Source organism: Marinomonas maritima, assembly GCF_024435075.2.
GTDB classification, from domain to species: Bacteria; Pseudomonadota; Gammaproteobacteria; order Pseudomonadales; family Marinomonadaceae; genus Marinomonas; species Marinomonas maritima.
Genome location: NZ_JAMZEG020000001.1, coordinates 809752 through 836474, shown reverse-complemented (window position 1 = coordinate 836474; position 26723 = coordinate 809752). Strand labels below are relative to the sequence as shown.

Genomic DNA, 26723 nt, shown 5'->3' with positions numbered 1-26723 from the left:
TTTCATGCCGAAGCACTTACTAACGTTAGATCACAACCAAAGAGCTTTTGTATCTCTTTGGATTTACGATAATAGAAGTCACTAGGTTAAAGTGAACTTCCACCGGTTTAACACTTGATTTATCGTTATTTCAAAATTCGAATTGTTAAAGAGCAAGTTTAGTGCAAAGCACTAAGTCAGAGACTAAAAATCATCAAGCACTTGAAGTGTTGATGCTTAGTATCTTGCTTAGGACTCTATCCTAATCTCTTAAAGTAGATATCGTACCAACCAATGAATCATTCAACTCATTAGGAGTACTATCAGATAATTTGTGTGAACGCTCACCAGAGGTTTCTATCGTTTAAGGAGGTGATCCAGCCCCAGGTTCCCCTAGGGCTACCTTGTTACGACTTCACCCCAGTCATTGACCACTCCGTGGTAACCGCCATCCCCGAAGGGTTAAGCTAGCTACTTCTGGAGCAATCAACTCCCATGGTGTGACGGGCGGTGTGTACAAGGCCCGAACGTATTCACCGTGACATTCTGATTCACGATTACTAGCGATTCCGACTTCATGGAGTCGAGTTGCAGACTCCAATCCGGACTACGACGTACTTTGTGGGATTCGCTCACTATCGCTAGCTTGCAGCCCTCTGTATACGCCATTGTAGCACGTGTGTAGCCCTACTCGTAAGGGCCATGATGACTTGACGTCGTCCCCACCTTCCTCCGGTTTGTCACCGGCAGTCTCCTTAAAGTTCCCACCATTACGTGCTGGCAAATAAGGACAAGGGTTGCGCTCGTTACGGGACTTAACCCAACATTTCACAACACGAGCTGACGACAGCCATGCAGCACCTGTCTCACAGTTCCCGAAGGCACCATCTGATCTCTCAAATGTTCTGTGGATGTCAAGAGTAGGTAAGGTTCTTCGCGTTGCTTCGAATTAAACCACATGCTCCACCGCTTGTGCGGGCCCCCGTCAATTCATTTGAGTTTTAACCTTGCGGCCGTACTCCCCAGGCGGTCTACTTATTGCGTTAGCTGCGCCACTAAGTCATTACAACCCAACGGCTAGTAGACATCGTTTACGGCGTGGACTACCAGGGTATCTAATCCTGTTTGCTCCCCACGCTTTCGCACCTCAGTGTCAGTATTAGTCCAGGGTGTCGCCTTCGCCACTGATGTTCCTTCCTATATCTACGCATTTCACCGCTACACAGGAAATTCCACACCCCTCTACCATACTCTAGCTAGCCAGTATCGGGTGCCATTCCAAGGTTGAGCCCTGGGATTTCACATCCGACTTAACAAACCACCTACGCGCGCTTTACGCCCAGTAATTCCGATTAACGCTTGCACCCTCTGTATTACCGCGGCTGCTGGCACAGAGTTAGCCGGTGCTTCTTCTGGGGCTAACGTCAAAGCAATGAAGTATTAATCCACTACTCTTCCTCACCCCTGAAAGTGCTTTACAACCCTAAGGCCTTCTTCACACACGCGGCATGGCTGGATCAGGCTTGCGCCCATTGTCCAATATTCCCCACTGCTGCCTCCCGTAGGAGTCTGGGCCGTGTCTCAGTCCCAGTGTGACTGGTCATCCTCTCAGACCAGTTAGAGATCGTCGCCTTGGTAGGCCTTTACCCTACCAACTAGCTAATCTCACGCAGGCTCATCTAATAGCGGAAGGCTCCGAAGAGTCCCCTCCTTTCCCCCTCAGGGCGTATGCGGTATTAGCATGCGTTTCCACATGTTGTCCCCCTCTACTAGGCAGATTCCTACGCGTTACTCACCCGTCCGCCGCTCGTCAGCAGGAGCAAGCTCCCCTGTTACCGCTCGACTTGCATGTGTTAAGCCTGCCGCCAGCGTTCAATCTGAGCCATGATCAAACTCTTCAGTTAAAAGTTTGCTCACTCAAATCTTATTACACTAACTATAACTTAATCGATTCGTCATCCCGAAGAACAACAAATCAACATAAAGCGATTGCCGTGTAGACTCTCGTAAGACTTCAATTTTTTTGATCAACTACATCTCGGTAAAACCGGTCTGCGATGATCTTCTGAAGCCTCTAGCGAGCGCCCACACAAATTATCTGATTATCTATTTTAAAGAGCGATCTGATCTTCGGTTCAACGTTCTTACTAAGTAAGTTACAAACTGTTGTTTGCGTCGTTGTCCGTGTCAGTGGAGGCGTATAATACAGCTTGAATCTTTTAGCGCAAGCCTTTTTTAAAAGTTTTTTTATAATAAGACAATTGGGTTATTCGAATAGCCAAGAGAGGCACAATAAATACAGAAATCCACATCGCTACAGTAATGTCACTTTTAACCTGCAACCACAAGTGAAGAACAATACAGACAGCGGCCAAATACACCAACCGATGAACTACTTTCCAGTTTTTCCCCATGCGCTTCATCATTTTTTTCGTACTGGTTATTGCAAGCGCACTCAAAATCATTACAGCCAATACACCAGCATAGATATAGGGCTTTTCAACTAAATCAGAGATAATCCAAGACACACTCAAACCAGCAAACAAAACCAAATAGACAATAAGATGCAGTATTGAATACAAAAATGCACCTAAGCCAACAAAGCGTCGATAACGCGATATCATTCGAAATTGAGTGAATTTAGCTATTGGAGTAAGGAGTAAAACAGCAATAACAAAAACACTAGCCCATATACCACTCAAATTCATCAGGGCCTTGCCTGGATCTGGAAAATAACGCCCCAAGAAAAGAGAAAAAACCATCCAAACCAAAGGTGTTAAAAATAAAAAAGCAACGTAAGGCTTCTCTCTTCTATCCCAAAACACAGCCATCTCAATAAAACCTTTTTAAATTCATCCCAGTGTATAGAGAAGCAACCTCTTCTTCGTAACCATTAAACATCTTAGTTTCAACCACATTAGGAAAGAGAACCCCCCCAGGTAAACGCCGCTCTTGCTTTTGAGACCAGCGAGGATGATCCACATTAGGATTCACATTAGCGTAAAAGCCATATTCACTGGGAGCCAATAAACTCCACGTTGTTTCAGGCATCGTCTCAACAAAGCGAATTTTCACAATAGACTTAATGCTTTTAAATCCGTATTTCCATGGCAAAACAAGCCTTACAGGTGCCCCATTCTGATTAGGCAATATACTTCCATACATCCCAACAGCAAGCATCGCTAACGGATTCATCGCCTCATCGATACGCAAACCTTCACGATAAGGCCAATCCAATCCATTACCTCTCTGACCTGGCATTTGTTTAGGGTCATGTAAAGTTTCAAAATAGACATACTTTGCCTTAGATGTTGGTTCAAAGCGTTTCAAAACAGTCGCTAAAGAAACACCAACCCAAGGAATAACCATAGACCAGGCTTCCACGCAGCGAAGGCGATAGATACGCTCCTCCAGTAACGACTCTTTAATAATATCATCCAGATCAAAAACGCCTGTCTTTCCAGCTTCACCTTCTACAGAAATAGTCCAAGGCCTTGTTTGGAGTTGAGAAGATTTTTCTTTGGGATCATTTTTACCATAGCCAAATTCGTAGAAATTATTGTACGACGTCGCAACATCATATGGCGAAATTTTGTCACTTCGACCATAAGCTGTTTCTACTATATTTTGAAATGAAGGTTTGAGCGAGGGCGGAGGAGACAGAGGGTTCCCTTCCTGTAAAGCAGCAGCGACACGGCCTATGCCGCCAACACCTAAAGCAACACCACTGGTTACTTTCATAAATTGTCGACGATTTAAATAAACAAACTCATCTGTTACTTGGGATTCCGAGCAGTCTGAAGTTTTTTTGTTACGAATAAGCATGTGCGTGTCCCCTCTTAATATTATATATATTGACAGGAGCTCACGCAGCTAGTTCAAAATAGCTCTGCATAAGATCATTAAATCATTTTTTTTACACAGACTAACGCAATCGCTTAAAAATAATCCCAAGCGGACCCCATAAACCATAAAGACAAAAAACACTCATCAGAACTAATGCAGGCTCAAGTGCAACAAACACTAGAACAAGCACCGCTATCAAGAACACCACAAAAGGAACGCGCCCTTTCACATTAAGATCTTTAAAACTGCGGTACTTTACATTACTGACCATCAACAAACCTACAATGGGAACTAATAATGCCATAAGAGTCGCTAAACTCTCTCCGGAAACCCCCTTGTCATTAGCAGCCCAAATAACCCCTGCCACAATAGCGGCAGCTGCTGGACTAGGTAAACCTGTGAAATAGCGTTTTTCCTCTACCGCCAACATCGTATTAAAGCGAGCAAGTCGAAGCGCGGCACCAACAGCATAAACAAAAGCGGCAATCCAGCCCGCTTTACCAAGTGGTGCTAAGGACCAAGTAAAAACAACTAGAGCTGGAGCGATGCCAAAAGACACCATATCAGCAAGGGAATCGTACTCAGCACCAAACGCGCTTTGAGTTCTTGTCATGCGAGCCACACGACCATCCAAACCATCAAGAACCATAGAGATAAAAATAGCGACAGCAGCATGGGTAAAATCACCATTCATAGCCGCTATAATAGAATAAAAACCAGAAAACAATGCGGCAGTCGTGAATAAATTCGGCAATAAATACACCCCTTTATGGGGTTGCTTTTTATCATCACCAACATCGACATCTTCGACCGATGTTTTTTTCACATCATCTATAGACATATCAAAAACCTTTATATATTCGCGAATTGTTTATACAAGCTTAGCAAAAGAACGCTTAGCCGCTTCTATCGTAAAATCAATATCTTCTTCTGTGTGTGCTTGGGATATAAATCCAGCTTCAAAAGCAGCCGGAGCAAAATACACCCCCTCTTCAAGCATATAATGAAAAAATGCTTTGAAATGCTCTAAATTACAACGCTGTACGTCTGCAAAACTCTGTACAGATTCAGCTTCGGTGAAGAAAAAACCAAACATTCCTCCAACACTCACCGCACAAAAAGGTACACCTACATCGTCTGCTGCTTTTTTCAATCCTGCAACAAGTCGAGCCGCTTTAGCGCCTAATGTCTGATGAAAACCTACTTCACTAATTTTATTTAAAACCGCCAAACCAGCGACCATAGCAACAGGGTTACCAGACAAAGTACCCGCCTGATAGACCGGCCCTAATGGTGAGATACACTCCATAATCGCTCGTTTTCCACCAAAAGCACCAACGGGCATTCCGGCACCTATAACTTTACCCAACGTTGTTAAATCTGGAACGATATCAAAATATTCCTGAGCACCTCCTAAAGCGACACGAAATCCCGTCATCACTTCATCAAAAATCAAGACGGCACCAGACTCATCACATACTTGACGCAAGGTTTGTAAAAAACCATCTATTGGCAAAATACAATTCATATTGCCAGCAACAGGTTCCACTATAATGCAGGCAATTTGATCACCTATCTCAGAAAAGCAGCGTTTCACTTCTTCGATATCATTATATTGCAAAGTGATCGTATGCTTAGCCAAGTCCGCTGGAACACCAGGGGAGCTAGGCATACCCAGTGTCAAAGCACCTGAGCCCGCTTTAACTAATAATGAGTCTGAATGCCCGTGATAACACCCTTCAAACTTGACGATTTTATCACGCCCTGTATAACCTCGAGCCAAGCGAATTGCACTCATAGTGGCTTCGGTACCTGAGTTCACCATGCGCACCATATCCATAGAGGGTACAAGCTCACAGACTTTTTCAGCCATAGTGATCTCGACTTCTGTCGGTGCCCCAAAACTTAAACCGTAATCAAGCTGCTTTCTAACCGCATCCAATACATCAGGGTGAGAATGGCCTAGAATCATTGGCCCCCAAGAACCTACATAATCTACATAACGCTCTTTATCTTCATCATAAACATAAGCACCTTCGCCCCGCTGAAAAAAGATAGGCGTACCACCCACACCATTGAATGCTCGTACTGGAGAGTTAACGCCTCCAGGAATACGATGCTGAGCTCGTGCGTATAAATCTTCTGACCGACTCATATTTTTTAAAATCCTATCACTAATAATTTAATTCACTCTAAAGCAAAACAAGCAGTTTACCCACTGTACGGTTAAAGCTCATTTGCTAGACTCTATAACTGAATACCAATAACTAAATCTGCATTAAAAAGTACAACACGAACTAGTCACTTTTTAATAAAAACTGATTCAGACGATGTCGAGAAACACGACGGAAAGAGGAGTCTGATAATGCCACCAACACCTCTACTGAATCGGTCTTTTGAAACCAATGCCACATAGACTCTAATGATGACGGCTCATCAATCAATGGCACAACATTCGAATCCAAAGCCAGCGACAAATCCATCACCGCAATATCATCTATAAGAACAAGCCATAATTGAGGCCCCAAATCTAGAGTCTGCAAAGCGTCTAATACAGAGATTCGATGCACCAAATGCCACTCATCATCACTCTCAAATGCGATATAGTCTACCATACTTGACGCTAAATTTTTTACCTGCTCAAGAGGAACACGTACAGGCAACAATACAATATCTTCCGAAACGGGCTTGACAGTATGGTGTCGAAGGTAGCGCTGAAAAGGGCTAATAGTCGAAGACATTCCTATATAGCTCAATCGTTCAACAAACACCGACTCTTGATGAAAAAACACCCTCATTAACAAACAAGCTAATACGACAACAAACAAAGCAGGGATGATAGCCTCAGATGAGTGAGTCATCTCAATAATAGCAACCAAGGCCGTTAACGGTGCCTGAAAACAAGCTGCCATCATTGCTGCCATTCCAAGCAATGCAAACAAAGCGACATCAGCAAAATCATTATCAAATATCAAAGCGACCTGAACACCGGCCAACCCACCAATAATGAAAGTAGGCCCTATCATCCCACCAGGAATGCCTAGCCCAATAGTAAATGCCGTTAGTGCCGTTTTAACCACTATCAATAAAAAAAGAGAATATAGAATTACATCGCCAGATAACAAATGCGTAAGCGAGCTATAGCCACTCCCTAACGCTTCCGGTAAATAAACCGCAGCCAAAGACGTTGCGATGGCGACTGACATAAATCGCACCCAAATAGACAACCCACTTAAGCGCCATAATGCTTTTTGCATGTGCAGAAATAATGCTGACAACAAAACAATTAGAACCACCAAGGCAAAACAAGCAAAAAATAAATCCTTCGAGAGAACCACCAATGATAAATCGCCGATACTAAAAATATCCAAAGGCCCAATTAGATAGTGACTCACCAACGTCGCAACCACCGAAGACAATAATACTGGCAATACGTAACGCTGTCGGTATTCTAAAAAAATCACCTCAAAAGCAAACAAAACACCCGCAAGTGGCGTTTGAAATATTGCAGAAATAGCGCCAGCAACGCCACAGGCCAGAAGGGTTTCCACACCATATTGAGGCAATTTTGCTTTTTCTGCTAAATAACTTCCTAAAGTGGCGCCAAGATGAACGGCTGGGCCCTCTTTACCAATAGAGAGCCCACCAATCAAACCAATTGCTGCAGTAAAAAATTGAACGACTCCATTCCATAAGGGTAAATTACCGTTATGATAATTAAGCCTTTCTACAACATAAGGAACACCAACCTTATGAAGCCGAGAAGGCAATAAAGTAAACACCAATGCCAACACAATACAGGCAAGCAAAGAAAGCCCAACACGCCATTCCACAGGTAAGGACTCGAACGTATCAAAGTCTGTCCCAATAATATATCGCGCAGGTAAATAGATCGCAGCATAAAAAAATGCCATCAAGAGCCCACTTAACAAACCACACAAAGCGCCCAATAGCGCCAGCATAAGCAAATCATCGTATGACCTTGCTTTACTAGACCATTTTTCCTTTAGATTTAACTTTTTCAGATCACGGCTCCACTCAAATAATGCAAGAAAAAAACCAAACCATTCAATCCGTTATATTAAAAGTTCGCAATCGCCTCAATATAGGTATAGATAATAGACATCTACCATCGATCAAGACGATTTGCTAAGCACATGTGTGTCACTATTTTGTTCAAATTTGGCCAACTGTCCATTTCACTGCGGATGACATTTAGTCGAGTCATTGAATTTGCCTGAACCAAAAGCAGTAAATCTAAATCTCCGCTAATAGAATGCGCCAGCTTTACTTCAGGTATCGCATCAATCAATGGCTGCACAAGATCACACGATAATGGACGAAACGTTAACGCCAAGTACGCAGTTACACCGTCTTCTTTTGAAATTGAAGTATGGGCATGATATCCGGTAATAGTACGATTATCTTCCATACGTCGAATTCGTTCAGTCACTGCTGAACGAGACAAATTAACTTGTCGACTGATATCCGAAACAGAAAGTCGAGCATCATCCACAAGCAAGGCTAATATTTTTTGATCATAGTGATCTGCCACTCAATGCTCCTTTTTTATTATGCTTTATCCAAATTGACGGTCACTCAGACAAAGTGCGCCTTAATGGGGTCAACTTGTATGGCGTATTGTTTATCGCATTATTTTATCCTTAGCTATACAAAATAACAGCTGGATAAAGGCAAACAAATGACCCATTACAAAAAAACGCTCGGACCTCTACAGGGCATGGCGATGACAGTGACCACTTTTATTGGCACCGGATTAATGATCTTACCCGCTATGTCTGTATCTCAGGCAGGATCATTTGCCTTTTACGCTTGGTTAATCACCGCCGTCATGATTATTCCCATTGCGTTTATTTTTGCATTACTCGGCTCCAAATACCCCTCTGCTGGTGGCGCCTCTCATTATATTGGTCGCGCATTCGGCTCACGCTATGAAAAAGCTGTAGGCTGGTTGTTTCTAAGTATTCTATTCGTCGGTCCAGCGGTCGCTATTAAAGTGGCGGCGGCGTATTTAACCATCATATTCAAAACATCAGACGAATGGATTCTTATCTTTAGTCTTTTAACATTAGTCGGCATGCTCATCTTTGCCATAATAGGCATGCAAACGTCCGCTCGTTTTCAAACAGGTATTGTCATTGTGATGATTGGCACCATCATTTGGCTCTGTTTTATTGGAGACATTCAAGACAGCCGCCAAGTCATTGAAGCCCCTTCAAACGCCTTTGAATGGCAACAAACCTTATACGCCACGGGCGTCATATTCTGGTGTTTTTTAGGCATCGAAGTCATGGCACACATGGGCGCAGAGTTTAAAAACCCAACACGTGACTTTCCAATTGCATTACTAGGTGGAATCGCCATTGTTATATTCGCCTACTTAAGCTTGGTACTGCTAATTGCCTGGCACCACACTTACGGCGACGAAGTTACTAACAGCCAATCTCTCGCCTTACTGGTGAATAAATTAATGGGCGAAACCAGCAGTCGACTCTTCGCGGCTGGGGCTTATGCCATCGCTTTCGCCAACGTTGCTATTTATATTTTAGGCTTTTCTCGCATGGTGCAATCTATGGCACAACAAGGCGCATTACCAAAAACCTTTATCAATCTGAATAAAAATGGCGCACCAGCAAAAGCAGTATTACTAGTTGGTTCAATTACGCTACTCTCCATTGTTTTTTCCGAATTATCCGGCTGGAAAATGGCGTGGTTTATTGAAATGACAAATGGCAGCTTTTTGATCATATACACATTAACCTGCATCGCGGCGCTAAAGCTGGTGAATCGAACCATTCGTCCTGTCGCGATTATTGCCTTAATCAGTTGCAGCTTCATGGTGTTTTTTATTGGGCAAAGTATGCTGTTCGCCTTAATCGTTTTCTGCTTAGCATTGAGCTATGAATACATGAAAGCACCAAAAAGCCCCATCAAAGACTCAAAACTTCCTGTACAATAGTCGCCATTGTTATTGACCTTATACAGAGCAACGCACTTCACGTTGCACACAACGCTCAAGTAGGAGAGTTTTTATGCCATTACTAGACAGTTTTCGTGTTGACCACACTCGTATGGACGCGCCAGCCGTCCGCATAGCAAAGTCCATGTCCACACCAAGCGGTGATGACATCACAGTTTTTGATTTACGTTTTTGCGTACCAAATGAAGAAATTCTTTCAGAGCGAGGCATTCATACTCTTGAGCATTTGTTTGCTGGTTTTATGCGAAACCACCTAAACGGTGATGGCGTAGAGATCATTGACATTTCTCCAATGGGCTGCCGCACAGGTTTTTACATGAGCTTAATCGGCACGCCTTCCGAAGATAAAGTAGCAACGTCTTGGAAGTCTGCCATGGAAGATGTTCTTGAAGTAAAAGCAAAAAGCGATATTCCAGAGCTAAACGAATATCAGTGCGGTACTTACGAAATGCACTCTTTAGAAGAAGCTCAAGCCATTGCGAAAATGATTCTAGACCGTGATGTAAAAGTAAACAGCAATGAAGAGCTGTACTTGAGCGAAGAATTCTTAAAAAAACACAGCTAAATTTTTTTGCTCAGTGCAAAGTAAAAAGGTGACCATGTGTCACCTTTTTTACTTTAAACTCAAAAAATACACGTATTTTAAGAACGTGTCGCCGTCGCTAAAAAAGCACTCGCTAATACAAACACACTACCCATACCACGATTAAGGTTTTTCATGCCTTTCGGACTACGAATCAAACGTCGAATCTGTTTACCGCTCATGGCATACATATAAGCCGCAATAAATTCTGTGCAGCAAAAGGTTAATCCCATCCAGAAAAACTGCATAGGAACAGGCTGACTAAGATCGAGCAACTGAGGAAAAATAGCGGTAAACAATAAAACAGCTTTAGGATTGCCAATTGCTACCAAAAACTCTTGACGCATTCTAGCAAGGTGTCCGCGTTTCGCCTTGGTTCCCACTTCATTTTCATGCTCTTCAAGCACCATGGCCGCACTGCGCCATGTTTTAATCCCTACATAAAACAAGTAAACAACACCAAGCCATTTGATGACACTGAACCAAAATATGGAAGAAACGATAATGGCCCCCAAACCTAGCGCAGAAACGATCATCAAAATACTAAATGCGAGATTCCGACCAACCACAGCAATGACTGCTTTCGTTGCACCGACCTGAATACCATTATGCATAGAGGTAAAATTATTTGGGCCGGGCCCTAAAGAAAGCAACATTAATAACGGGGCAATTGCCAACCAAACACTGAATGTCATAACAAAGGATACTCTTACATAAGGCTAAAATGGTCTGTTTTGACCATGAAATTGGGCGCAACTGTACAATCTAATAATTCGCCTGTCAGTCTATTTGTCACCCTTTTTGGCTCTAAAAAAGTGAATCTATTAAGACGCTTAAAAATCAATGAGTTAAACCTTTGTGTTACCAAAGCAAAACCTTAAGTTTGCTTTGGTAACCAAAGCTAAGCGTAGAAACAACCTTTTATTCCGACTGTAGAATCTTATGTTAGCTCCGTAAAATAATCCTTCCAAAAAATCATCAGAGATTCGTTATGTCTATTGCACACTTGTTATTATGGGTCACGGCCGCTATTTGGGGATTTGCCTTTGTCGCTCAAAGCGTTGGTATGGAGAGCCTCGGGCCACACAGTTTTAATGCTATGCGCTTCTTGCTAGCGACACTGTCACTCTTGCCGTTATTATTTATTTTTAAACCCAAAAAATCACAGAATAATCGAAAGCTCTGGCTGGGCGGTCTCGCCGCTGGAGGGTGTCTATTCTTAGGTTTTACGTGCCAACAAATAGGCTTGCAGTACACGACGGCAGGTAATGCTGGTTTTATCACCAGCATGTACATTGTATTTGTACCAATTTTGGGGCTTTTACTAGGACATAAAACGGAGAAGCACACTTGGGTTGGTGTTGGGTTGGCCTTAATTGGATTATATAGCCTGACAGTAGGGCCCAATTTATCCATCAACAAAGGCGATGCTATCGAGCTATTAGGTACACTATTTTGGACTTGCCATGTTTTGCTTATTGCCTACCTGTCTCGCTCAGTGTCCGCTTTACCACTTTCTATCGTGCAATTTTCCATCGCCACTGCACTCGCCTCTATTATGGCATTTGCATTAGAAACGCCCACATTAGAAAACATTAAGATGGCTTGGTGGCCACTAGTTTACGCAGGCGTCGCTTCCTCTGGCATTGCATTCACATTACAAACATTAGGACAAAAAAATGTTTCACCAAGCATTAGCGCACTCATTTTATCGTCTGAAGCAGTATTTGCAGTTATTGGCGGCTGGATATTCATGCAGGAAATTCTTTCAACTCAGGCTCTTATCGGTTGCGGTTTCATCATGACTGGTATGATCATTAGTCAGTGGCCGCGTAAAACAAAAACTGCCGCTGTGTTAGTGTAAGCACAGCTTAATCAAGCTCCGCTTCAGCCCCTTTTTCTATATTTTCAGGCATCTCACGTGATACTGGAGTTGAAAGTACCATCATGGTATTAGTGTCACTTAAATCAATTAAACGCTCTAATAGCGCGTCCAATAAAGACATGGAACGTACCGCGACTCTAAGAACAAAAGCATAAGGACCCGTTACATTATGGCACGAAATCACTTCGTCCAAACTAAGCACTAATGCTTTAAATTCACGCTCTTTAGCCCGGTACACTTGGCATTCGATTAGTGCGGTTATTGGAATGCCAATTTTTTCCAGATTGATTTTGGCACCATAGCCTGTAATAACACCAGACTCTTCTAGCTTTCTGACTCGCTCAGCAATCGCTGGGGCAGAGAGGTGCACTAGCTTGCCAAGCTCGGCATAGGTTAAACGGCCGTTATTTTCCAATAGCTTAATCAATTTCCAGTTCGTTTTATCCATTTAGAAACCTTTTATTCTTTGCACATAAAAAAGCCGCGAACAATCGCGGCTTTTTAAGTTTAGCTACATACAACTCGATTACAAAGACAGTGTCTTCTCACCACGAGCGATGCCAGAGACACCCGTTCGAACGACTTCAAGTAAATGAGCACCGCCCAACGCTTGTATAAACCCATCTAATTTATCTGATTCGCCAACGATTTGAATCGTGTAGATAGACGGTGTCATATCAACGATGTTACCGCGAAAAATATCAACCGTGCGTTTTACTTCTGCACGTTGCGCTCCCGTTGCACGAACTTTCACTAACATCAATTCACGTTCAATGTGCTGACCTTCGGTTAAGTCCACCAGCTTGATCACGTCAATAAGCTTATTCAGTTGCTTAGTGATTTGCTCTACTACTTGGTCAGAACCGTAGGTTGTCAATGTCAAACGAGATAATGTTGAATCATCCGTTGCGGCTACGTTCAAAGATTCGATGTTAAAGTTACGCTGAGAAAACAAACCAACAACTCGCGACAAAGCACCTGGCTCGTTTTCCATCAATACAGAAATAATATGTCGCATAATTAGGTTCGCTCCGTCTTGCTCAAGAACATATCGCGCATCGCACCACGAGGCACTTGCATTGGATATACATGTTCTTCTGGGTCCACGTAACAATTGATGAAGACCAACCGGTCTGTCATGGCAAACGCTTCTTCCATTTTACTATCTAGTTCATCTTTGGTTTTGATTTCAACGTATTTATGACGATAAGCGTCCATCAATATTTTGAAGTCTGGCAAAGAATCCATGAATGAATTCGAGTAACGCCCTTCATAATTCATGTCTTGCCATTGGCGAACCATGCCTAAGTAACCATTATTCAAACACAAAATTTTAACCGGCAAACCGTACTGCAAGCAGGTAGAAAGCTCTTGAATATTCATCTGAATACTGCCTTCGCCTGTGACACAAACAACGGTTTCTTTAGGGAAACTCATCTTCACACCCATGGCCGCTGGAAGACCAAAACCCATTGTACCAAGACCACCAGAGTTCACCCAACGATTTGGCTTATCAAACTTATAATACTGCGCAGCAAACATTTGGTGCTGACCGACATCAGACGCGACAAATGCATCACCTTTCGTCACACGCCAGCACGCTTCAATCGCAGCTTGAGGTTTGATCTTATCGCTGCTCGTATCATAACGACCACCGTGCACCAAACGCCATTCATTGATTTGCTTCCACCAGCTAACAAGCGCCTCAGTATTAGAAGTTCCACCTTCAGCCAAGGACAGCATTTCTTCTAAAACCTGACGGACAGGACCAACAATAGGCACATCCGAGCGAATCGTTTTAGAAATAGCAGCTGGATCAATATCAATGTGAATGATTTTAGCGCCAGGACAAAACTTGTCAGGATCATTGGTCACGCGGTCATCAAAACGAGCACCAACAGCAAGAATCACATCACTGTGATGCATGGTCATATTCGCTTCGTATGCGCCGTGCATTCCCAGCATACCAACAAACTGTTTGTCTGTGCCTGGGTATCCACCCAAGCCCATCAAAGTGTTGGTCACAGGAACATTCAAGGATTTGGCTAGATTCACAAGCAAATCAGACGCACCGCCCATAATGACGCCACCACCTGCGTAGATGATTGGACGCTTGGCCGCCAATAATAGCTCAACGGCTTTTTTGATCTGGCCACTGTGACCTTTTGTTGGTGGCGTATAAGAACGAATAGAGACAGACTCAGGGTATTTATATTCGTATTTATCACCTGGCATGGTCATGTCTTTTGGCACATCAATCACAACTGGGCCAGGACGACCAGTACTAGCAATGTGATATGCCTTTTTCAGGATCATAGGAATTTCAGAAGGGTGTTTAACCGTAAAGCTGTGCTTAACAATTGGACGTGACACACCAATCATATCGGTTTCTTGAAACGCATCTTCACCAATCAGGTAACTCATAACCTGGCCACAAATAATGACCATGGGAATGGAGTCCATATAAGCTGTCGCAATGCCTGTTACCGTATTCGTCGCACCTGGACCAGAGGTAACGAGAACCGTGCCCGCCTTACCTGTTGCACGCGCATAGCCATCTGCCATGTGCGTTGCCGCTTGTTCATGCCTAACCAGAATATGCTTTACATCAGACTGACGATGCAAGGCATCGTATATATGAAGTGCGGCACCACCTGGGTAACCATAGATATATTCAACTCCCTCATCTTTGAGGAAGCGGGCGATCATTTCACCACCGGATAATAACTCCACCTTGTTACCCTCTATAAGTATTCATCTGTCTTTAAAAATTTCAAACTACGGCTATTGTAACCGCATAAGACAGGTAGATTAAAGTTGATAGAACGAAGTTTGCAAAACTAACTGAGGCAACTTTTAAAAATAAGGAACATTTACCTAAAAGTAAGAAACACTCAAACGCAATAAATCGCAGTTTTTACACTGCCCGCGTTTTTTCGCGAGGAGAAGTATAGGACAACAATATTGCGTCATTCTACACTTGTGCTTATCAGAACGAATCTGATTGAGATGAGCTAGTGGCCCATAAAAAGGAGTCATCGACAGGGTGGCGTCGAATTATATAGATTTTCATTTTGTCTTTGCGCCTCAGATTTGTCAACACAAAGCGTATAAAAACTTGCTCTAAACTACGCTTCATGGTGTCATAGCGGCATAAATTGATTAGGAGTTTTATCATGGCTAATGAGCTTAACCAACAACGAGTTATTGATGAATTTTCACGCTGTTTTCGTAAGATGCTTATGGATCCAGAACTCGCTGGAGAATTAGTCCGTATCGCTAAAGAAAATATCAACCAGCCAAATGCTTACCAACGTATTGCAGAAGAAGTCTCAAGCCAAACAACGATTAAAATCCAAGAAGAACACACGGAAGCCGATCGTAAGTTTATAAAGCTATTGATGGATGTGGTTAAAGGCGACTCTCAGCTTTACTAATTTCTTGTTCTTCACGCTAGGCTGCTCTTTATAAAGCCTAGCGTCTAATGTTTCGGTACTCACTTGCTTCCTTCGTTTTTATCCAGTTCAGACGGCTTAAACCTACTTGCTGATGACATCAAATCATGGGCAATTGAATTGGGTTTTGCTGAAGCTCGTATCGTCGAGCCTGATCTTGCTCAATACAAAGACGAATTTAACGAATGGCTCAATAATAAATACCATGCTGGCATGGATTATCTTGCCAATCATGGCGACATGCGTTTTTACCCAGAGCAACTACACCCCGGAACGCGCCGTGTTATTTCCCTTCGCATGCATTACCTTCCCCAATCGGTCGAAACAGTCGAAAGACTGAAAACCAAAGACAAAGCTTACATTGCTCGCTATGCCTTAGGACGTGATTACCATAAGTTAATTCGCAAACGCCTTACTCAATTAGCCAAGAGAATAGAGCAACAAGTCGGCGATCATGGCTATAGAGCTTTTGTCGATAGCGCACCAATTTTAGAGAGACAAATTGCCGAACAAGCTGGGATGGGGTGGATTGGCAAAAACACACTACTGCTAACACCAAAGGCCGGCAGCTGGTTTTTACTCGGTGAAATATTTACTAACTTGCCACTTCCTGTCGATAAACCAAGCGAGACCAGACATTGCGGCAGCTGTACAGCCTGTCTAACTCAATGTCCAACCGATGCTTTTGTGGAGCCTTGGGTGCTTGATGCTGGAAAGTGCATTTCTTATCTAACCATTGAGCACAAAGGTCCTATTCCAGAAGAGCTGCGCAGTAAAATGGGCAACCGGATTTTTGGCTGTGACGATTGCCAGCTAGTTTGCCCTTGGACAAAGTTCGCCAAATACACCGAAGAAGAGGACTTCCAACCGAGGCACAATTTAGATTCAGCGGATCTGGTTGAGTTATTTGAGTGGGATGAAGAAACCTTCTTAAAAAATACCGAAGGCTCCCCTATTCGTCGAACTGGCTTTGAGAACTGGCGCAGAAACATTGCTGTCGCGCTTGGTAATGCCCCAACAAATCCAGCCACTGTCCAAACACTCGAAAATGCACTCTCCCATTCTTCTGAGTTAGTAAAAGAACACATTGTCTGGGCATTAAAACAACACGGCCTTTGACAAGATTTCGCAGCAAAGCTTAACGCGAGTAGCGTAATAAACCTTCCTGAGCGGTTGACGCAACCAACTCACCTTGTTGATTAAAAATTTGCCCGCGTACAAAGCCTCTAGCCGAACTGGCTGACGGGGAGTCTGCCACATAAAGCAACCATTCATCTAACCTGAAAGGACGATGAAACCAAATCGCATGATCCAGACTGGCAATGGTTAAATACGGGTTACCAATAGACAATCCATGAGGCATCAAGGCGGTTTCAATAAAGCCATAATCCGTTGTATAAGCCAACATAGACTGATGAACTAGTGCATCATCAGGCAGAGCAGACACGCTACGAATCCACATATGGCGTTTCGCAATCCCTGGACGAGGACGAAATGGATTTTGATTTTCTACAATTCGATATTCAATCGGGCGATCCGCCGTAAATAAATCCCTTACTTTTTCGGGTATTTCGCTTGAGTGAGCTCTGAAAAGCGATAATTCAGATTTGAACGATTCAGGCCCCGGTACATTCGGCATCGCGTCTTGGTGATCGAAGCCTGATTCTTCGATATGAAAAGACACCGTCATCGCTAAAATACTTTTTCCAAATTGTGAAGCAATCACTCGCCTCACACTAAAACTGCCACCATCGCGAACCACTTCAACATCATATTCAATGGGATGCGTAGAATCACCAGGGCGTAAGAAGTAGCAATGGAGCGAATGCGGAAAACGCCCTTCTACCGTTTGCGTTGCTGCACTCAACCCTTGGCCAATAACTTGACCGCCAAATAATTTCGGGAAGCCTATGTCTTGGCTACGCCCAATAAACTGAGTAGCGGATACTCGCTCTAACTTCAGTAGACCAATTAAATGATTAACGACTTGACTCACCGTTGCTCTCCTGCAAATTATAAATATTCGTATTATGCCGCTTTTCACGTGACGTTTTTAACAGGAAATCGACAAAATTTGAAAATAACACCCAAAAACCGTCTAATTTTTTTTACCACTTTGCTAAATAGCCGTTTTTTTGCTTTGATGGACAGCTATCTTGTGGGGTATTTTTCTTGGCTACATCCGCTTTAATCGATCCATTTGGTCGAAAAATAGATTACTTACGTATTTCTGTTACTGACAGATGCGACTTTCGCTGCACCTATTGTATGGATGAAGACGTCTCTTTTTTGTCTAGAGAACATATTTTGTCTCTTGAAGAAATTGTTCACGTCGCAAAAACCTTTATTTCAATGGGTACCAAACGCATTCGAATTACTGGCGGCGAACCTTTAGTACGCAAAAATATATTATGGGCGATAGAGCAAATCGCCAACACGGACGGTTTAGAAGAATTAACCATTACGACGAATGGCTCTCAACTTTATAAAATGGCGCAAGATTTACTCAACGCCGGCGTGTCTCGTATCAACATCAGTCTCGATACATTAAAAGCTGATCGCTTTTACGCGCTGACGCGTAGAGATAAATTTCAACAAGTTATCAATGGCATAGAAGCCGTCAGCGAGTTACCGTTCAAAAGGCTAAAAATCAACAGCGTTATGCTCAAAAATCATAATGATGATGAATTATTCGACCTTGCGCGCTTTGCGTTAGATCGTAAAATGGACATCAGTTTTATTGAAGAAATGCCGTTGGGCATTATTAGCGACCATGATCGCGCCGCAACGTATTTATCCAGTGATGACGTTATCGAAACGCTCAGTAAATACTACGAGCTTACTCCTAGTTCAATGACGACTAGCGGACCAACAAGCTACTATCAGGTAGCAGGTTACGATCACAAAATTGGTGTTATTTCACCTCACAGTCATAACTTTTGTGATACCTGTAATCGAGTCAGACTTACCGCTGAGGGTCGATTATTACTTTGTTTAGGCAATGAACACTCAAAAGACTTAAAAGGTGTGATTCGAAATACATCGGCCGATTCAATAACATTAGAAAGCGCTATTATCGACGCGTTAGCACTTAAACCACTTCAACATCATTTCAACCTCGATGAAGCCCCACAAATTTTACGTTTTATGAGCGCAACAGGAGGCTAACAAGGAATCCCATGGCTAAAACACCTTCCCCATTTCGACCACTAAAAATCAGTGTATTAACGGTTTCGGATACACGATCACTCGCTGAAGATACCTCTGGCGACGCTCTCGTTGAATTATTAAGCAAAGCTGGTCATACGCTCAGCGGTCGAGAAATCGTAAAAGACGACGTTTACCAAATGCGCGCGGTAGTTTCGAATTGGATCGCCGATAAAGAAACTCATGTTGTACTGATCACTGGCGGCACGGGTTTTTACAGCCGAGACAGTACACCAGAAGCAATGACACCACTTTTCGATAAAACCATCGAAGGGTTTGGTGAATTATTTCGACAAATATCATACGACGAAATTGGCACTTCCACTATCCAGTCCCGCGCCATTGCAGGACTAGCAAATCAAACGTTGATCTTTTGTTTACCTGGCTCAACGGGTGCATGCAAAACCGCATGGAATGGTATTTTAGAAGAGCAACTTAACGCTTCATACAGACCCTGCAACTTTGTCAGTATGCTAATTGGGCCACTTGCACCAACTCAGCTCGAGGCTTAAGTACTATGTCGACCATGCTTACGTTTGAAGACGCATTGCAAGAAATAAAGCAAAGCGCTACATTGCGCGTTGCACCCCAAACGATCGCTTTGTCTAATGCAGCAGGAAGAGTTCTTGCAAAAGACATTGTCGCAGATATTTTTGTCCCACCCCATGATAATAGTGCAATGGATGGTTATGCCCTAGCATGTGATGATTGGCAAGCCGACAAGTATTTTACGGTAAGCCAGCGAATTACCGCTGGACAACCCGCCCAACGTTTGATACCAGGTACATGCGCACGCATTTTTACCGGCGCAAATATTCCGAGCGGTGCTAACACTGTCATTATGCAAGAAGAGGCACAACAGATTGGTAATACGCTTGTCTTCGCTCAGCAACCCTTAAAAGGAGACAACATTCGTCCGAAGGGTCAAGACATGCAAGCAGGCCAGACAGTAATAAAAGCAGGTGAGAAGATCTCACCAATACATATTGGTTTGCTCTCTAGTCTTGGCATCACAAACATTACTGTCTATAAGCCATTACTCGTAGGTATACTCACCACCGGAGACGAACTCATTCCAGCAGGCAAAAGCTTACAACCTGGGCAAATTTACAATTCCAATGGGCCGATGCTTAACGCTCTGGTTACGCAAGCGGGCCACCAGGTTGAACAATGCCTTCACGCCGCGGACTCACCAGAAGAGACCGAAGCCGCACTAAAAAAATTACTACAATCTTGTGATGTTATTCTTTCGTCTGGTGGGGTTTCTGTCGGTGAAGAAGATCATGTAAAAGGCGTTCTGGAAAAGTTGGGCAAAGTACACCTTTGGAAAATCGCCATTAAACCTGGTAAACCACTTGTTCATGCGACGCTTGAAGGTATTCCATTCTTAGGCTTACCAGGCAACCCCAGCTCAACCTTAGTCACTTACCATTGGTTCGCTCGGTTATTATTGTCAATTTGTTCTGGCCAGAAAGCAGAACTGCCTCCCTCTTACTTGGTAGATGCGGGGTTTAATCGCGCCAAGGTAATTCAACGAGATGAGTTTATACGCGTTTTTATCGGCCAAGACGGCTTGGCTTACGCTCATCCACAACAAAGCTCTGGCGCGTTACTAGCCGCTTGTGAAAGCCAAGGTTACTTGCATGTTAAAGCGAATACTCAGATTGAATACGGCTGTTCTTATTCTTTTTATCCTTTCTCTGGTTTCTAGCGTCGCCCTTTTCAAATACCTCACCTAGACTACAAGTAGCGTGCTAAACAATCCGTACGCTACTCTCCTATCACTAGAAGGCGATAATAATGAGAAACGTTGAGTGGGAAACTTCCCTTTATGAACATCAGCACGCAATGATAAAGCGCCTTGATGCCTTTAGAAAAAGACCCGCTTCAGTCGCGTACTCTAAAGACGAAATAATGGTGATCGAGCATTCATTTCAATTGCTTGTCACTTCTATGCTAGACCTTGCTCGATATGTTTTGAAGCATCATTACAAAACAGACATTTCTTCACGAAAAGAAGTCCTTCATGCGCTTATTTTGAATAAGGATGTGACCTATGAGCAAGCAGAACAAATTAAGTTTTTGGTCGTATTGCGAGACAAGATACTCCACGACTATTTAGAGAAAAGCTTTGTAAATTTAGAAGAAGCAATGACACTTAGACGATATAGCCTAGTGGAAGTATTAACCAAAGAATGGATAACACGCTTATCAAGTCCTACTTGATAAGCATTAACAATACATATCAGGCTGAAACGTCGACAAAAGCTTTTCTCAATAGCCCTCGAAACCAGACATGAGCTGCGTCATGTTGGAAGCGTTCATGCCAAATCATCGAATAATCAAACTCTCGAGTAATAAATGGCAGTTCATGCAACACTATTTCAGATGCCGTTTCTACCATATCCTCTGCAAAAAGCCTCGGTACGGTCAATAATAAATCGCTGTTCATAACCACTCTAGCCGCTGGGACAAAATTCGGTAAATGAACAGATACCTGCCGTTTATATCCCATTTTATCCAGCTCACGATCGACTGCAAAATACTCTCGTCGACCTAATACAACTTGCACATGATTGGCCTTCAAATAGCTATCCAATGTTAAAGCATCTTGAATATCTGGGTGATTTTTACGAGCCAAACACACCATAGAATCGCTTTTCAAACGCATTGCACGAATCGCCGCAGGCGGCTCTTTCGATAGCACGGCAACCGCAACATCGATACTGGTTTGATCCAACTCTGTCACCATATCTTCATTCCAGGATTTAACGTCTAAAATAGCACCTGGCGCTTCTTGACGAAATTGATCAAGGATTTTAGGTAAAACAGTCAAAGTACCAAAATCAGTGGTCGACAGAATAAAACGACGCTTACTGGTTTGTGGGGTAAATTCACTGGGTTGAATCAGACTTTCAAGCCCTTTTAGCGTATCTGCTAAAAGCGACGCTAGGTTCTGAGTCTTAGCGGTAGCGGAAAGACCATGAGAGGTGCGGATAAACAATGGGTCGTCGAACACATCCCGTAACCGCGATAATGACCGGCTGACAGCAGGCTGGGAAACACTGAGTCGCGTCGCGGCTTTTGTCACATTAAGTTCTTCGATTAAAACCTGAAAGACATACAATAAATTCAAATCGATATCAGACAATCTTATTTCTGACAAAATAACACCTCACCCAAGCTTGTTATAGTTATAACGCAGAATCATAACAAGCTTTTAGAGATGACAATAGCAGTCTCTATCTTGAGCGTAAAAAATCACCGCCAAACAGTAACAACAACGCATTTCCTTTCATTGTCATTACTAAACAGACAGCGCACGAATCTGCACGGACGTCATGCCTAACAAATACAAAATGCCTTCTAAGCCAAGGTTATTCATTGGGCATGGAGCCTGCTTTCGAACCAAAGGTTTCGCATGCAAAGCCACACCTAAAGCAGCATGATTCAACATCAACAAATCATTGGCACCATCTCCACACGCTATGGATTGCTTCCAATCAACACCTTGTTCTTCAACGATCTTCGTCAATAAAAGTTTCTTGCGCTCACCATCAACAATCGCACCTAAATGCTTACCGGTTAACTCACCATCTTGGATTTCTAAAACATTAGCATGCACTTCCGTCATACCATATTCCACTTGGACTCGATCCGCAAAATAGGTAAAGCCGCCAGATAAAATAGCCGTGTGCCACCCATAATGATGTAAAGCGGACATCAAGGTTGCAATACCATCCATGTGCTGAATTCTGCTATACACACCGTCCATGACGTCACTACTCAAACCTTTTAAAAGCGCCAACCGCTGTACGAAACTTTCTACAAAATCAATTTCTCCGCGCATTGCACTCGCCGTCACCGCAGAGATCTGCTCTCCAATACCAGCCTCTACGGCTAATTCATCCATAACTTCCGCTTTAATCAGTGTTGAATCCATATCAAAAACCGCCACACCAACTGTGTGGATGTCTAACATCGTCGACTGATATATATGGTCTACTCCCGTGCTATCAGACAAAGCTAAAAGTTCAGCTCGAATTGATGCACTGTTCACAGCCTCATTTTCTAGTACCACTTGCACAACAGAAACCAAATCTTGATTATCCGTCAATCGACGGGGTGCGCCCTTTAGTCCGCGCTTGTCTAACCAGACACTAAATTGATCAAGGTATTCAGGGCTCAAAGACCCCATAAGAGTAATACTGGCAGACATAAACACTCCAAATTCAATAAGGCGCCTACTATAGCAAATCATTTTCTTTTCGCTAAGCACCTGTTCTACTTTAAAGAATTCAGAAAACGGCCGTTATGATGTGTATACTTTAGTCATTGTTTTACGAGTTACCCAAAGGAAGTGAATGGACACCCAACCTAAAACTAAGCCTCTCATCGCTTTTATACGCAAAAAACTGAGTGCCTCAGTTGTCACCGTTGCCACCTTTATTGCACTTATGGTTCTCACCGTATGCATTTTTTGGTACACCATGACCCACGCATTGGAAAATTATTTATCTCAACAAACCGAAGTACTAGGCAGTAGCTTAGCGACTCAAGCTGCCTTTAATGCAACCCAATCCATACTCACCAATGACTTACTAAGTTTAAATGTATTGCTCAATCGTTTGGTTGTCGATGACAATATTTTAAGTGCTCGAGTTTACAATAAAAAAGACGAACTACTTGCTGAAGCAGACAGTGATAACTCTGGACGGCAATCAGAAGGTGATTTTCGACCAAACGATAAACGCCGAGTTTATAGTTCGAGTATAAAGTTTAGAGATGAAATCGTCGGTCATGTATTAATCACCCTAGACAAGACTCCCGCTCAGGCCACATTACAGCACCTTAACAATCTATTAATTGGCGTCGCTATTTTCATCAGTACCATTTCACTATTGTTCATCATTTTAATAACAAGGTGGCTTTTTACACCAATCAATGAAGCCTCTTCTGCGCTTATTACTTATAGCAAAGGCTTACATAAAAATTCGCTAGTGATGCCGATTTATAAAGAAGCAAGAGAACTCCATAACGCCGTTGAAGCAATACAAGCCTTAAAACTACCTAAAGAAATCGTAGAGAAATCAACAAAACCGGTAGCAGACATGGACATTATTGCCGCCGTGAAAAAAGCTCAGTTTGAGATAAATTTCGATGCCATATTCGAAGAATCCAAACAGCGTAGTTGCCTTCTATATTTTGATATTCTGAACATAGAAAAATGGCATGAAGACATGACACCTCTACAAGTGGCAAATTTACTGACACCAATTTATCGAGCCATTTTTCAAGCCAGTGAAATCTATTTAGGTCATGTGCATCAGTACAAAAACGATTCGGCTGTCATACTTTTCAGTGCCCACGATTGTGAAGATAAGCTTTACCTTAACGCCGTGAGCACCGCTCAACTTTTCTTAGGCTTAGTGGATAAGTTATTGGAAAATGAACTCTATAAAGATACATCAAAACTTAACTTTCACTTAGGGCTTCATCAAGGTAATGCTCAGATTACTAATATGGTAAAAGAAAACCATTTCGAACCAGATAAAGTCGACATGCTTTTAAATAATGTTCATCAATTAAAACAATCAGAAAGTATTAATAAACTGGTCATTAGTGATGATATTTTCACCTTATCCCATATACAAAACCGCGTTTTTACAGGCCTTCCAGAAATAATTGAAGATAATGGAAAGGAGGTCTTAGCCTATGAAGTAAAAGGGATGTCTGACAAATACAAACAAGAAATTCAGCAACATATTGTTGAAATTACTGAGCCAAATCTACAAAAAGACATGCTATAAAATTCATAAAAAAATAAAGTACAGGTAAAAAAAAACCCGCCATAGAGCGGGTCTTTTTATTTGGAAGTAACTATCTAATCAATTATCAAAACGAATGACGTCATCTAACGACAAGCCTTCCTTGTCCATAATCAGGCGCAGTTTACGAAGTGCCTCAACTTGAATTTGACGAACACGCTCTCGCGTTAAACCAATTTCGGCACCCACGTGCTCAAGCGTACTGGCCTCATGACCACGTAACCCAAATCTACGCGTAATGACTTCACACTGCTTTTCACTCAATTCATCCAACCAAAGCTCAATACTGTGTAATACATCCCCGTCTTGGCGGTCCGCTTCTGGCCCTTGATGAAGCGTATCTGCCAGAATTTCTACCAAGCTTTTGTCGTTATTCTCCCCACCAAAGGTCGCATCAATGGAACTTACCTTCTCGTTTAGGCCAAGCATCTTTTGTACGTCTTCAACGGGGCAATCAAGCATTTCTGCAATTTCTTCTGAACTCGGTTCGTGATCCAGTTTTTGTGTCAACTCTCGAGCGGCTCGTAAATACACATTAAGCTCTTTGACGACATGAATCGGCAAACGAATGGTTCGAGTCTGATTCATGATGGCACGTTCAATCGTTTGTCGTATCCACCATGTAGCGTACGTTGAAAAACGAAAACCTCGTTCAGGGTCAAACTTTTCTACCGCTCGAATCAATCCAAGGTTTCCCTCTTCAATAAGATCCAGCAACGATAAGCCTCGATTTAAGTAACGACGAGAGATCTTCACAACCAAACGCAGGTTGCTTACTATCATGCGCTTACGCGCCTTCTCATCACCTTTAAGAGCAAGGCGAGAAAAATACACCTCTTCTTCTGCTGTAAGCAGTGGAGAGAAACCAATCTCACTCAAATAAAGCTGAGTGACATCGAGATTACGACTCGTATCCTCCTCAGCATAGCGAGCATTTACCGCCGATTCAAACGCTTGCTCAGCAAGCTCTTCATCCGCATAATCATCAAGATCAAAATCTGTCGTATTCGAAACTTTAGCTGCTTCTTTATCCATATTTGCCAACTTCATGTCCCCTCCTTAAAACGCTAACTTCGTTTAATTTATTTTGGGTAAAACATCTAGCGGATCGATTGGCTGACCATCACGACGAACCTCAAAGTGAAGTAACGGTCTATCATTTCCCTTACCACCAATGACAGCAAGGGAATCGCCAGCTCGAACATTTTGTTTTTCTTTAACTAAGATTCTTTCGTTGTACGCATAAGCACTAAGATATACATCATTATGCTTCACTATAACAAGGTTTCCGTATCCAATAAGACCACTGCCCGCATAAACAACGGTTCCATCTGCAGCTGCTTTTACCAATGCTCCTTGCTTAGCTTTTATATCTATACCTTTACTACTAACGCCAGCATTTGAAAACCCCCTTGAAACTTTACCATCAACAGGCCAAGCCCAATCACCAGATATTATGTCGCTTTTTGGTAACTTAGTGGGTCTTTTTGTAGAAACGACGGCAGTAGGTACTGAAGAGGTATTTTTCACATTCTCAACAATAGGCGGTGCCGTTTTTTTCGAATTATCAGCAATCGCTGAAGTCAATTTTTTCGCACCACTGAGGCGGATTTTTTGTTTGGGGTAGATGGTATAAGGTGCATCGATACGATTAGATTGAGCCAACTCTCTATAATCCAATCCATATCGAAAAGCGATAGAAAACAAGGTTTCACCACTTTGAACACGATGAACACCTGACGATGGAACGGAAGAAACGCTAGCATTATTTGATGCATAAGTTCGATTATTTTTTGCAGAATAATGAAGCACTTCATAAGAGCATCCAGTCAATAAAAGACACAAAAAAAAGAGCAGACTTGTTAACCAAGTTAGCGATAAAGAATCGTGATTTCTAAAGACACTACTAAAGATAATTTTTTCCTCGGGATTCAATTCA

The 26723-nt window shown here is 42.7% G+C and carries 25 protein-coding genes and 1 rRNA gene; 10 read left to right on the top strand and 16 right to left on the bottom strand.

Annotated features, from left to right (window positions below):
- Window positions 1-344: 344 nt before the first annotated feature.
- The 7 genes from M3I01_RS04070 to M3I01_RS04040 form a co-directional block, all read right to left on the bottom strand.
- Window positions 345-1883, bottom strand: a 16S ribosomal RNA gene (locus M3I01_RS04070).
- A 315-nt stretch (window positions 1884-2198) separates the two neighbouring features.
- Window positions 2199-2810, bottom strand: a complete 612-nt coding sequence (locus tag M3I01_RS04065) for a protein-methionine-sulfoxide reductase heme-binding subunit MsrQ (RefSeq protein WP_255894308.1) — start codon at window positions 2808-2810, stop codon at window positions 2199-2201.
- Between the two features lies 1 nt (window position 2811).
- A complete protein-coding gene (msrP, locus tag M3I01_RS04060) occupies window positions 2812-3804 on the bottom strand; it encodes a protein-methionine-sulfoxide reductase catalytic subunit MsrP (RefSeq protein ID WP_255894307.1) in 993 nt (330 codons plus the stop codon).
- 100 nt (window positions 3805-3904) lie between these two features.
- Window positions 3905-4666: a CDP-diacylglycerol--serine O-phosphatidyltransferase gene (gene pssA / locus M3I01_RS04055; protein WP_255894306.1), complete on the bottom strand. Its 762-nt coding sequence runs from the start codon at window positions 4664-4666 to the stop codon at window positions 3905-3907.
- A gap of 30 nt (window positions 4667-4696) precedes the next feature.
- Window positions 4697-5980, bottom strand: coding sequence for a glutamate-1-semialdehyde 2,1-aminomutase (gene hemL, locus M3I01_RS04050; RefSeq protein ID WP_255894305.1), 1284 nt, complete (start codon window positions 5978-5980; stop codon window positions 4697-4699).
- Window positions 5981-6122: 142 nt separating this feature from the next.
- Window positions 6123-7787 carry a chloride channel protein gene (locus M3I01_RS04045; RefSeq protein ID WP_255894304.1) on the bottom strand — a complete coding sequence of 555 codons (1665 nt, stop codon included), beginning with the start codon at window positions 7785-7787 and terminating at the stop codon, window positions 6123-6125.
- A 164-nt stretch (window positions 7788-7951) separates the two neighbouring features.
- The gene (locus M3I01_RS04040; protein ID WP_112137358.1) at window positions 7952-8380 is read right to left on the bottom strand and encodes an Lrp/AsnC family transcriptional regulator; all 429 of its coding nucleotides are present in this window, start codon (window positions 8378-8380) and stop codon (window positions 7952-7954) included.
- Window positions 8381-8527: 147 nt separating this feature from the next.
- On the opposite strand from M3I01_RS04040, the gene yjeH reads away from it, so the two are divergent.
- Window positions 8528-9805: an L-methionine/branched-chain amino acid transporter gene (gene yjeH / locus M3I01_RS04035; RefSeq protein ID WP_255894303.1), complete on the top strand. Its 1278-nt coding sequence runs from the start codon at window positions 8528-8530 to the stop codon at window positions 9803-9805.
- Between the two features lie 73 nt (window positions 9806-9878).
- A complete protein-coding gene (luxS, locus tag M3I01_RS04030; protein WP_255894302.1) occupies window positions 9879-10391 on the top strand; it encodes an S-ribosylhomocysteine lyase in 513 nt (170 codons plus the stop codon).
- Window positions 10392-10468: 77 nt separating this feature from the next.
- On the opposite strand, the gene M3I01_RS04025 is transcribed toward luxS, so the two are convergent.
- Entirely contained in the window at window positions 10469-11104 is a 636-nt protein-coding gene (locus M3I01_RS04025; RefSeq protein ID WP_255894301.1) for a LysE family translocator, read from the bottom strand.
- Between the two features lie 296 nt (window positions 11105-11400).
- Between M3I01_RS04025 and M3I01_RS04020 the strand changes: the two genes are divergently transcribed.
- Window positions 11401-12273 (top strand): DMT family transporter, encoded by an 873-nt coding sequence (locus M3I01_RS04020; RefSeq protein WP_255894300.1) that lies wholly within the window; start codon window positions 11401-11403, stop codon window positions 12271-12273.
- A gap of 7 nt (window positions 12274-12280) precedes the next feature.
- Here M3I01_RS04020 and M3I01_RS04015 read toward each other — a convergent pair whose 3' ends face one another.
- The 3 genes from M3I01_RS04015 to M3I01_RS04005 all read right to left on the bottom strand — a co-directional run bounded on the left by M3I01_RS04015 (window position 12281) and on the right by M3I01_RS04005 (window position 15027).
- Window positions 12281-12742 (bottom strand): Lrp/AsnC family transcriptional regulator, encoded by a 462-nt coding sequence (locus tag M3I01_RS04015; RefSeq protein WP_255894299.1) that lies wholly within the window; start codon window positions 12740-12742, stop codon window positions 12281-12283.
- Window positions 12743-12820: 78 nt separating this feature from the next.
- Window positions 12821-13312, bottom strand: a complete 492-nt coding sequence (gene ilvN / locus M3I01_RS04010) for an acetolactate synthase small subunit (RefSeq protein WP_112137347.1) — start codon at window positions 13310-13312, stop codon at window positions 12821-12823.
- Between the two features lie 2 nt (window positions 13313-13314).
- On the bottom strand, window positions 13315-15027 hold the full coding sequence (locus M3I01_RS04005; RefSeq protein WP_255894298.1) for an acetolactate synthase 3 large subunit: 1713 nt from the start codon (window positions 15025-15027) through the stop codon (window positions 13315-13317).
- A gap of 443 nt (window positions 15028-15470) precedes the next feature.
- On the opposite strand from M3I01_RS04005, the gene M3I01_RS04000 reads away from it, so the two are divergent.
- Window positions 15471-15731 carry a hypothetical protein gene (locus M3I01_RS04000; RefSeq protein WP_255894297.1) on the top strand — a complete coding sequence of 87 codons (261 nt, stop codon included), beginning with the start codon at window positions 15471-15473 and terminating at the stop codon, window positions 15729-15731.
- Between the two features lie 63 nt (window positions 15732-15794).
- Window positions 15795-16868, top strand: a complete 1074-nt coding sequence (gene queG / locus M3I01_RS03995; protein WP_275564925.1) for a tRNA epoxyqueuosine(34) reductase QueG — start codon at window positions 15795-15797, stop codon at window positions 16866-16868.
- A 19-nt stretch (window positions 16869-16887) separates the two neighbouring features.
- On the opposite strand, the gene M3I01_RS03990 is transcribed toward queG, so the two are convergent.
- On the bottom strand, window positions 16888-17745 hold the full coding sequence (locus tag M3I01_RS03990; RefSeq protein ID WP_255894296.1) for an acyl-CoA thioesterase: 858 nt from the start codon (window positions 17743-17745) through the stop codon (window positions 16888-16890).
- A gap of 176 nt (window positions 17746-17921) precedes the next feature.
- On the opposite strand from M3I01_RS03990, the gene moaA reads away from it, so the two are divergent.
- The 4 genes from moaA (at window position 17922) to M3I01_RS03970 (ending at window position 21182) form a co-directional block, all read left to right on the top strand.
- On the top strand, window positions 17922-18917 hold the full coding sequence (gene moaA, locus M3I01_RS03985) for a GTP 3',8-cyclase MoaA (RefSeq protein WP_255894295.1): 996 nt from the start codon (window positions 17922-17924) through the stop codon (window positions 18915-18917).
- 11 nt (window positions 18918-18928) lie between these two features.
- Entirely contained in the window at window positions 18929-19468 is a 540-nt protein-coding gene (gene moaB, locus M3I01_RS03980) for a molybdenum cofactor biosynthesis protein B (RefSeq protein WP_255894294.1), read from the top strand.
- 5 nt (window positions 19469-19473) lie between these two features.
- Window positions 19474-20667, top strand: coding sequence for a molybdopterin molybdotransferase MoeA (locus M3I01_RS03975; protein ID WP_255894292.1), 1194 nt, complete (start codon window positions 19474-19476; stop codon window positions 20665-20667).
- Window positions 20668-20756: 89 nt separating this feature from the next.
- Window positions 20757-21182, top strand: coding sequence for a hypothetical protein (locus tag M3I01_RS03970; RefSeq protein ID WP_255894291.1), 426 nt, complete (start codon window positions 20757-20759; stop codon window positions 21180-21182).
- Between the two features lie 19 nt (window positions 21183-21201).
- On the opposite strand, the gene M3I01_RS03965 is transcribed toward M3I01_RS03970, so the two are convergent.
- Both M3I01_RS03965 and serB read right to left on the bottom strand, forming a co-directional pair.
- On the bottom strand, window positions 21202-22122 hold the full coding sequence (locus M3I01_RS03965; RefSeq protein ID WP_255894290.1) for a LysR family transcriptional regulator: 921 nt from the start codon (window positions 22120-22122) through the stop codon (window positions 21202-21204).
- Between the two features lie 141 nt (window positions 22123-22263).
- Window positions 22264-23175: a phosphoserine phosphatase SerB gene (serB, locus tag M3I01_RS03960; RefSeq protein ID WP_255894289.1), complete on the bottom strand. Its 912-nt coding sequence runs from the start codon at window positions 23173-23175 to the stop codon at window positions 22264-22266.
- 145 nt (window positions 23176-23320) lie between these two features.
- On the opposite strand from serB, the gene M3I01_RS03955 reads away from it, so the two are divergent.
- Window positions 23321-24766, top strand: coding sequence for an AhpA/YtjB family protein (locus tag M3I01_RS03955; protein WP_255894288.1), 1446 nt, complete (start codon window positions 23321-23323; stop codon window positions 24764-24766).
- A gap of 78 nt (window positions 24767-24844) precedes the next feature.
- Here the strand turns inward: M3I01_RS03955 and rpoS are convergent, their stop codons facing one another.
- A complete protein-coding gene (rpoS, locus tag M3I01_RS03950) occupies window positions 24845-25834 on the bottom strand; it encodes an RNA polymerase sigma factor RpoS (protein ID WP_255894287.1) in 990 nt (329 codons plus the stop codon).
- A gap of 27 nt (window positions 25835-25861) precedes the next feature.
- Window positions 25862-26719 (bottom strand): peptidoglycan DD-metalloendopeptidase family protein, encoded by an 858-nt coding sequence (locus tag M3I01_RS03945; RefSeq protein ID WP_255894285.1) that lies wholly within the window; start codon window positions 26717-26719, stop codon window positions 25862-25864.
- Window positions 26720-26723: the final 4 nt, after the last annotated feature.

Bases quoted from the DNA above. Each gene is read 5' to 3' on its own strand.
- pssA (WP_255894306.1), bottom strand. From the start codon at position 4,666: ATGTCTATAGATGATGTGAAAAAAACATCGGTCGAAGATGTCGATGTT.
- rpoS (WP_255894287.1), bottom strand. From the start codon at position 25,834: ATGAAGTTGGCAAATATGGATAAAGAAGCAGCTAAAGTTTCGAATACG.
- M3I01_RS04015 (WP_255894299.1), bottom strand. From the start codon at position 12,742: ATGGATAAAACGAACTGGAAATTGATTAAGCTATTGGAAAATAACGGC.
- msrP (WP_255894307.1), bottom strand. From the start codon at position 3,804: ATGCTTATTCGTAACAAAAAAACTTCAGACTGCTCGGAATCCCAAGTA.
- M3I01_RS04045 (WP_255894304.1), bottom strand. From the start codon at position 7,787: ATGCTGGCGCTATTGGGCGCTTTGTGTGGTTTGTTAAGTGGGCTCTTG.
- M3I01_RS04025 (WP_255894301.1), bottom strand. From the start codon at position 11,104: ATGACATTCAGTGTTTGGTTGGCAATTGCCCCGTTATTAATGTTGCTT.
- luxS (WP_255894302.1), top strand. From the start codon at position 9,879: ATGCCATTACTAGACAGTTTTCGTGTTGACCACACTCGTATGGACGCG.
- yjeH (WP_255894303.1), top strand. From the start codon at position 8,528: ATGACCCATTACAAAAAAACGCTCGGACCTCTACAGGGCATGGCGATG.
- moaB (WP_255894294.1), top strand. From the start codon at position 18,929: ATGGCTAAAACACCTTCCCCATTTCGACCACTAAAAATCAGTGTATTA.
- ilvN (WP_112137347.1), bottom strand. From the start codon at position 13,312: ATGCGACATATTATTTCTGTATTGATGGAAAACGAGCCAGGTGCTTTG.
- hemL (WP_255894305.1), bottom strand. From the start codon at position 5,980: ATGAGTCGGTCAGAAGATTTATACGCACGAGCTCAGCATCGTATTCCT.
- M3I01_RS04000 (WP_255894297.1), top strand. From the start codon at position 15,471: ATGGCTAATGAGCTTAACCAACAACGAGTTATTGATGAATTTTCACGC.
- M3I01_RS03975 (WP_255894292.1), top strand. From the start codon at position 19,474: ATGTCGACCATGCTTACGTTTGAAGACGCATTGCAAGAAATAAAGCAA.
- M3I01_RS03955 (WP_255894288.1), top strand. From the start codon at position 23,321: ATGGACACCCAACCTAAAACTAAGCCTCTCATCGCTTTTATACGCAAA.
- M3I01_RS04065 (WP_255894308.1), bottom strand. From the start codon at position 2,810: ATGGCTGTGTTTTGGGATAGAAGAGAGAAGCCTTACGTTGCTTTTTTA.
- M3I01_RS04020 (WP_255894300.1), top strand. From the start codon at position 11,401: ATGTCTATTGCACACTTGTTATTATGGGTCACGGCCGCTATTTGGGGA.
- serB (WP_255894289.1), bottom strand. From the start codon at position 23,175: ATGTCTGCCAGTATTACTCTTATGGGGTCTTTGAGCCCTGAATACCTT.
- M3I01_RS03970 (WP_255894291.1), top strand. From the start codon at position 20,757: ATGAGAAACGTTGAGTGGGAAACTTCCCTTTATGAACATCAGCACGCA.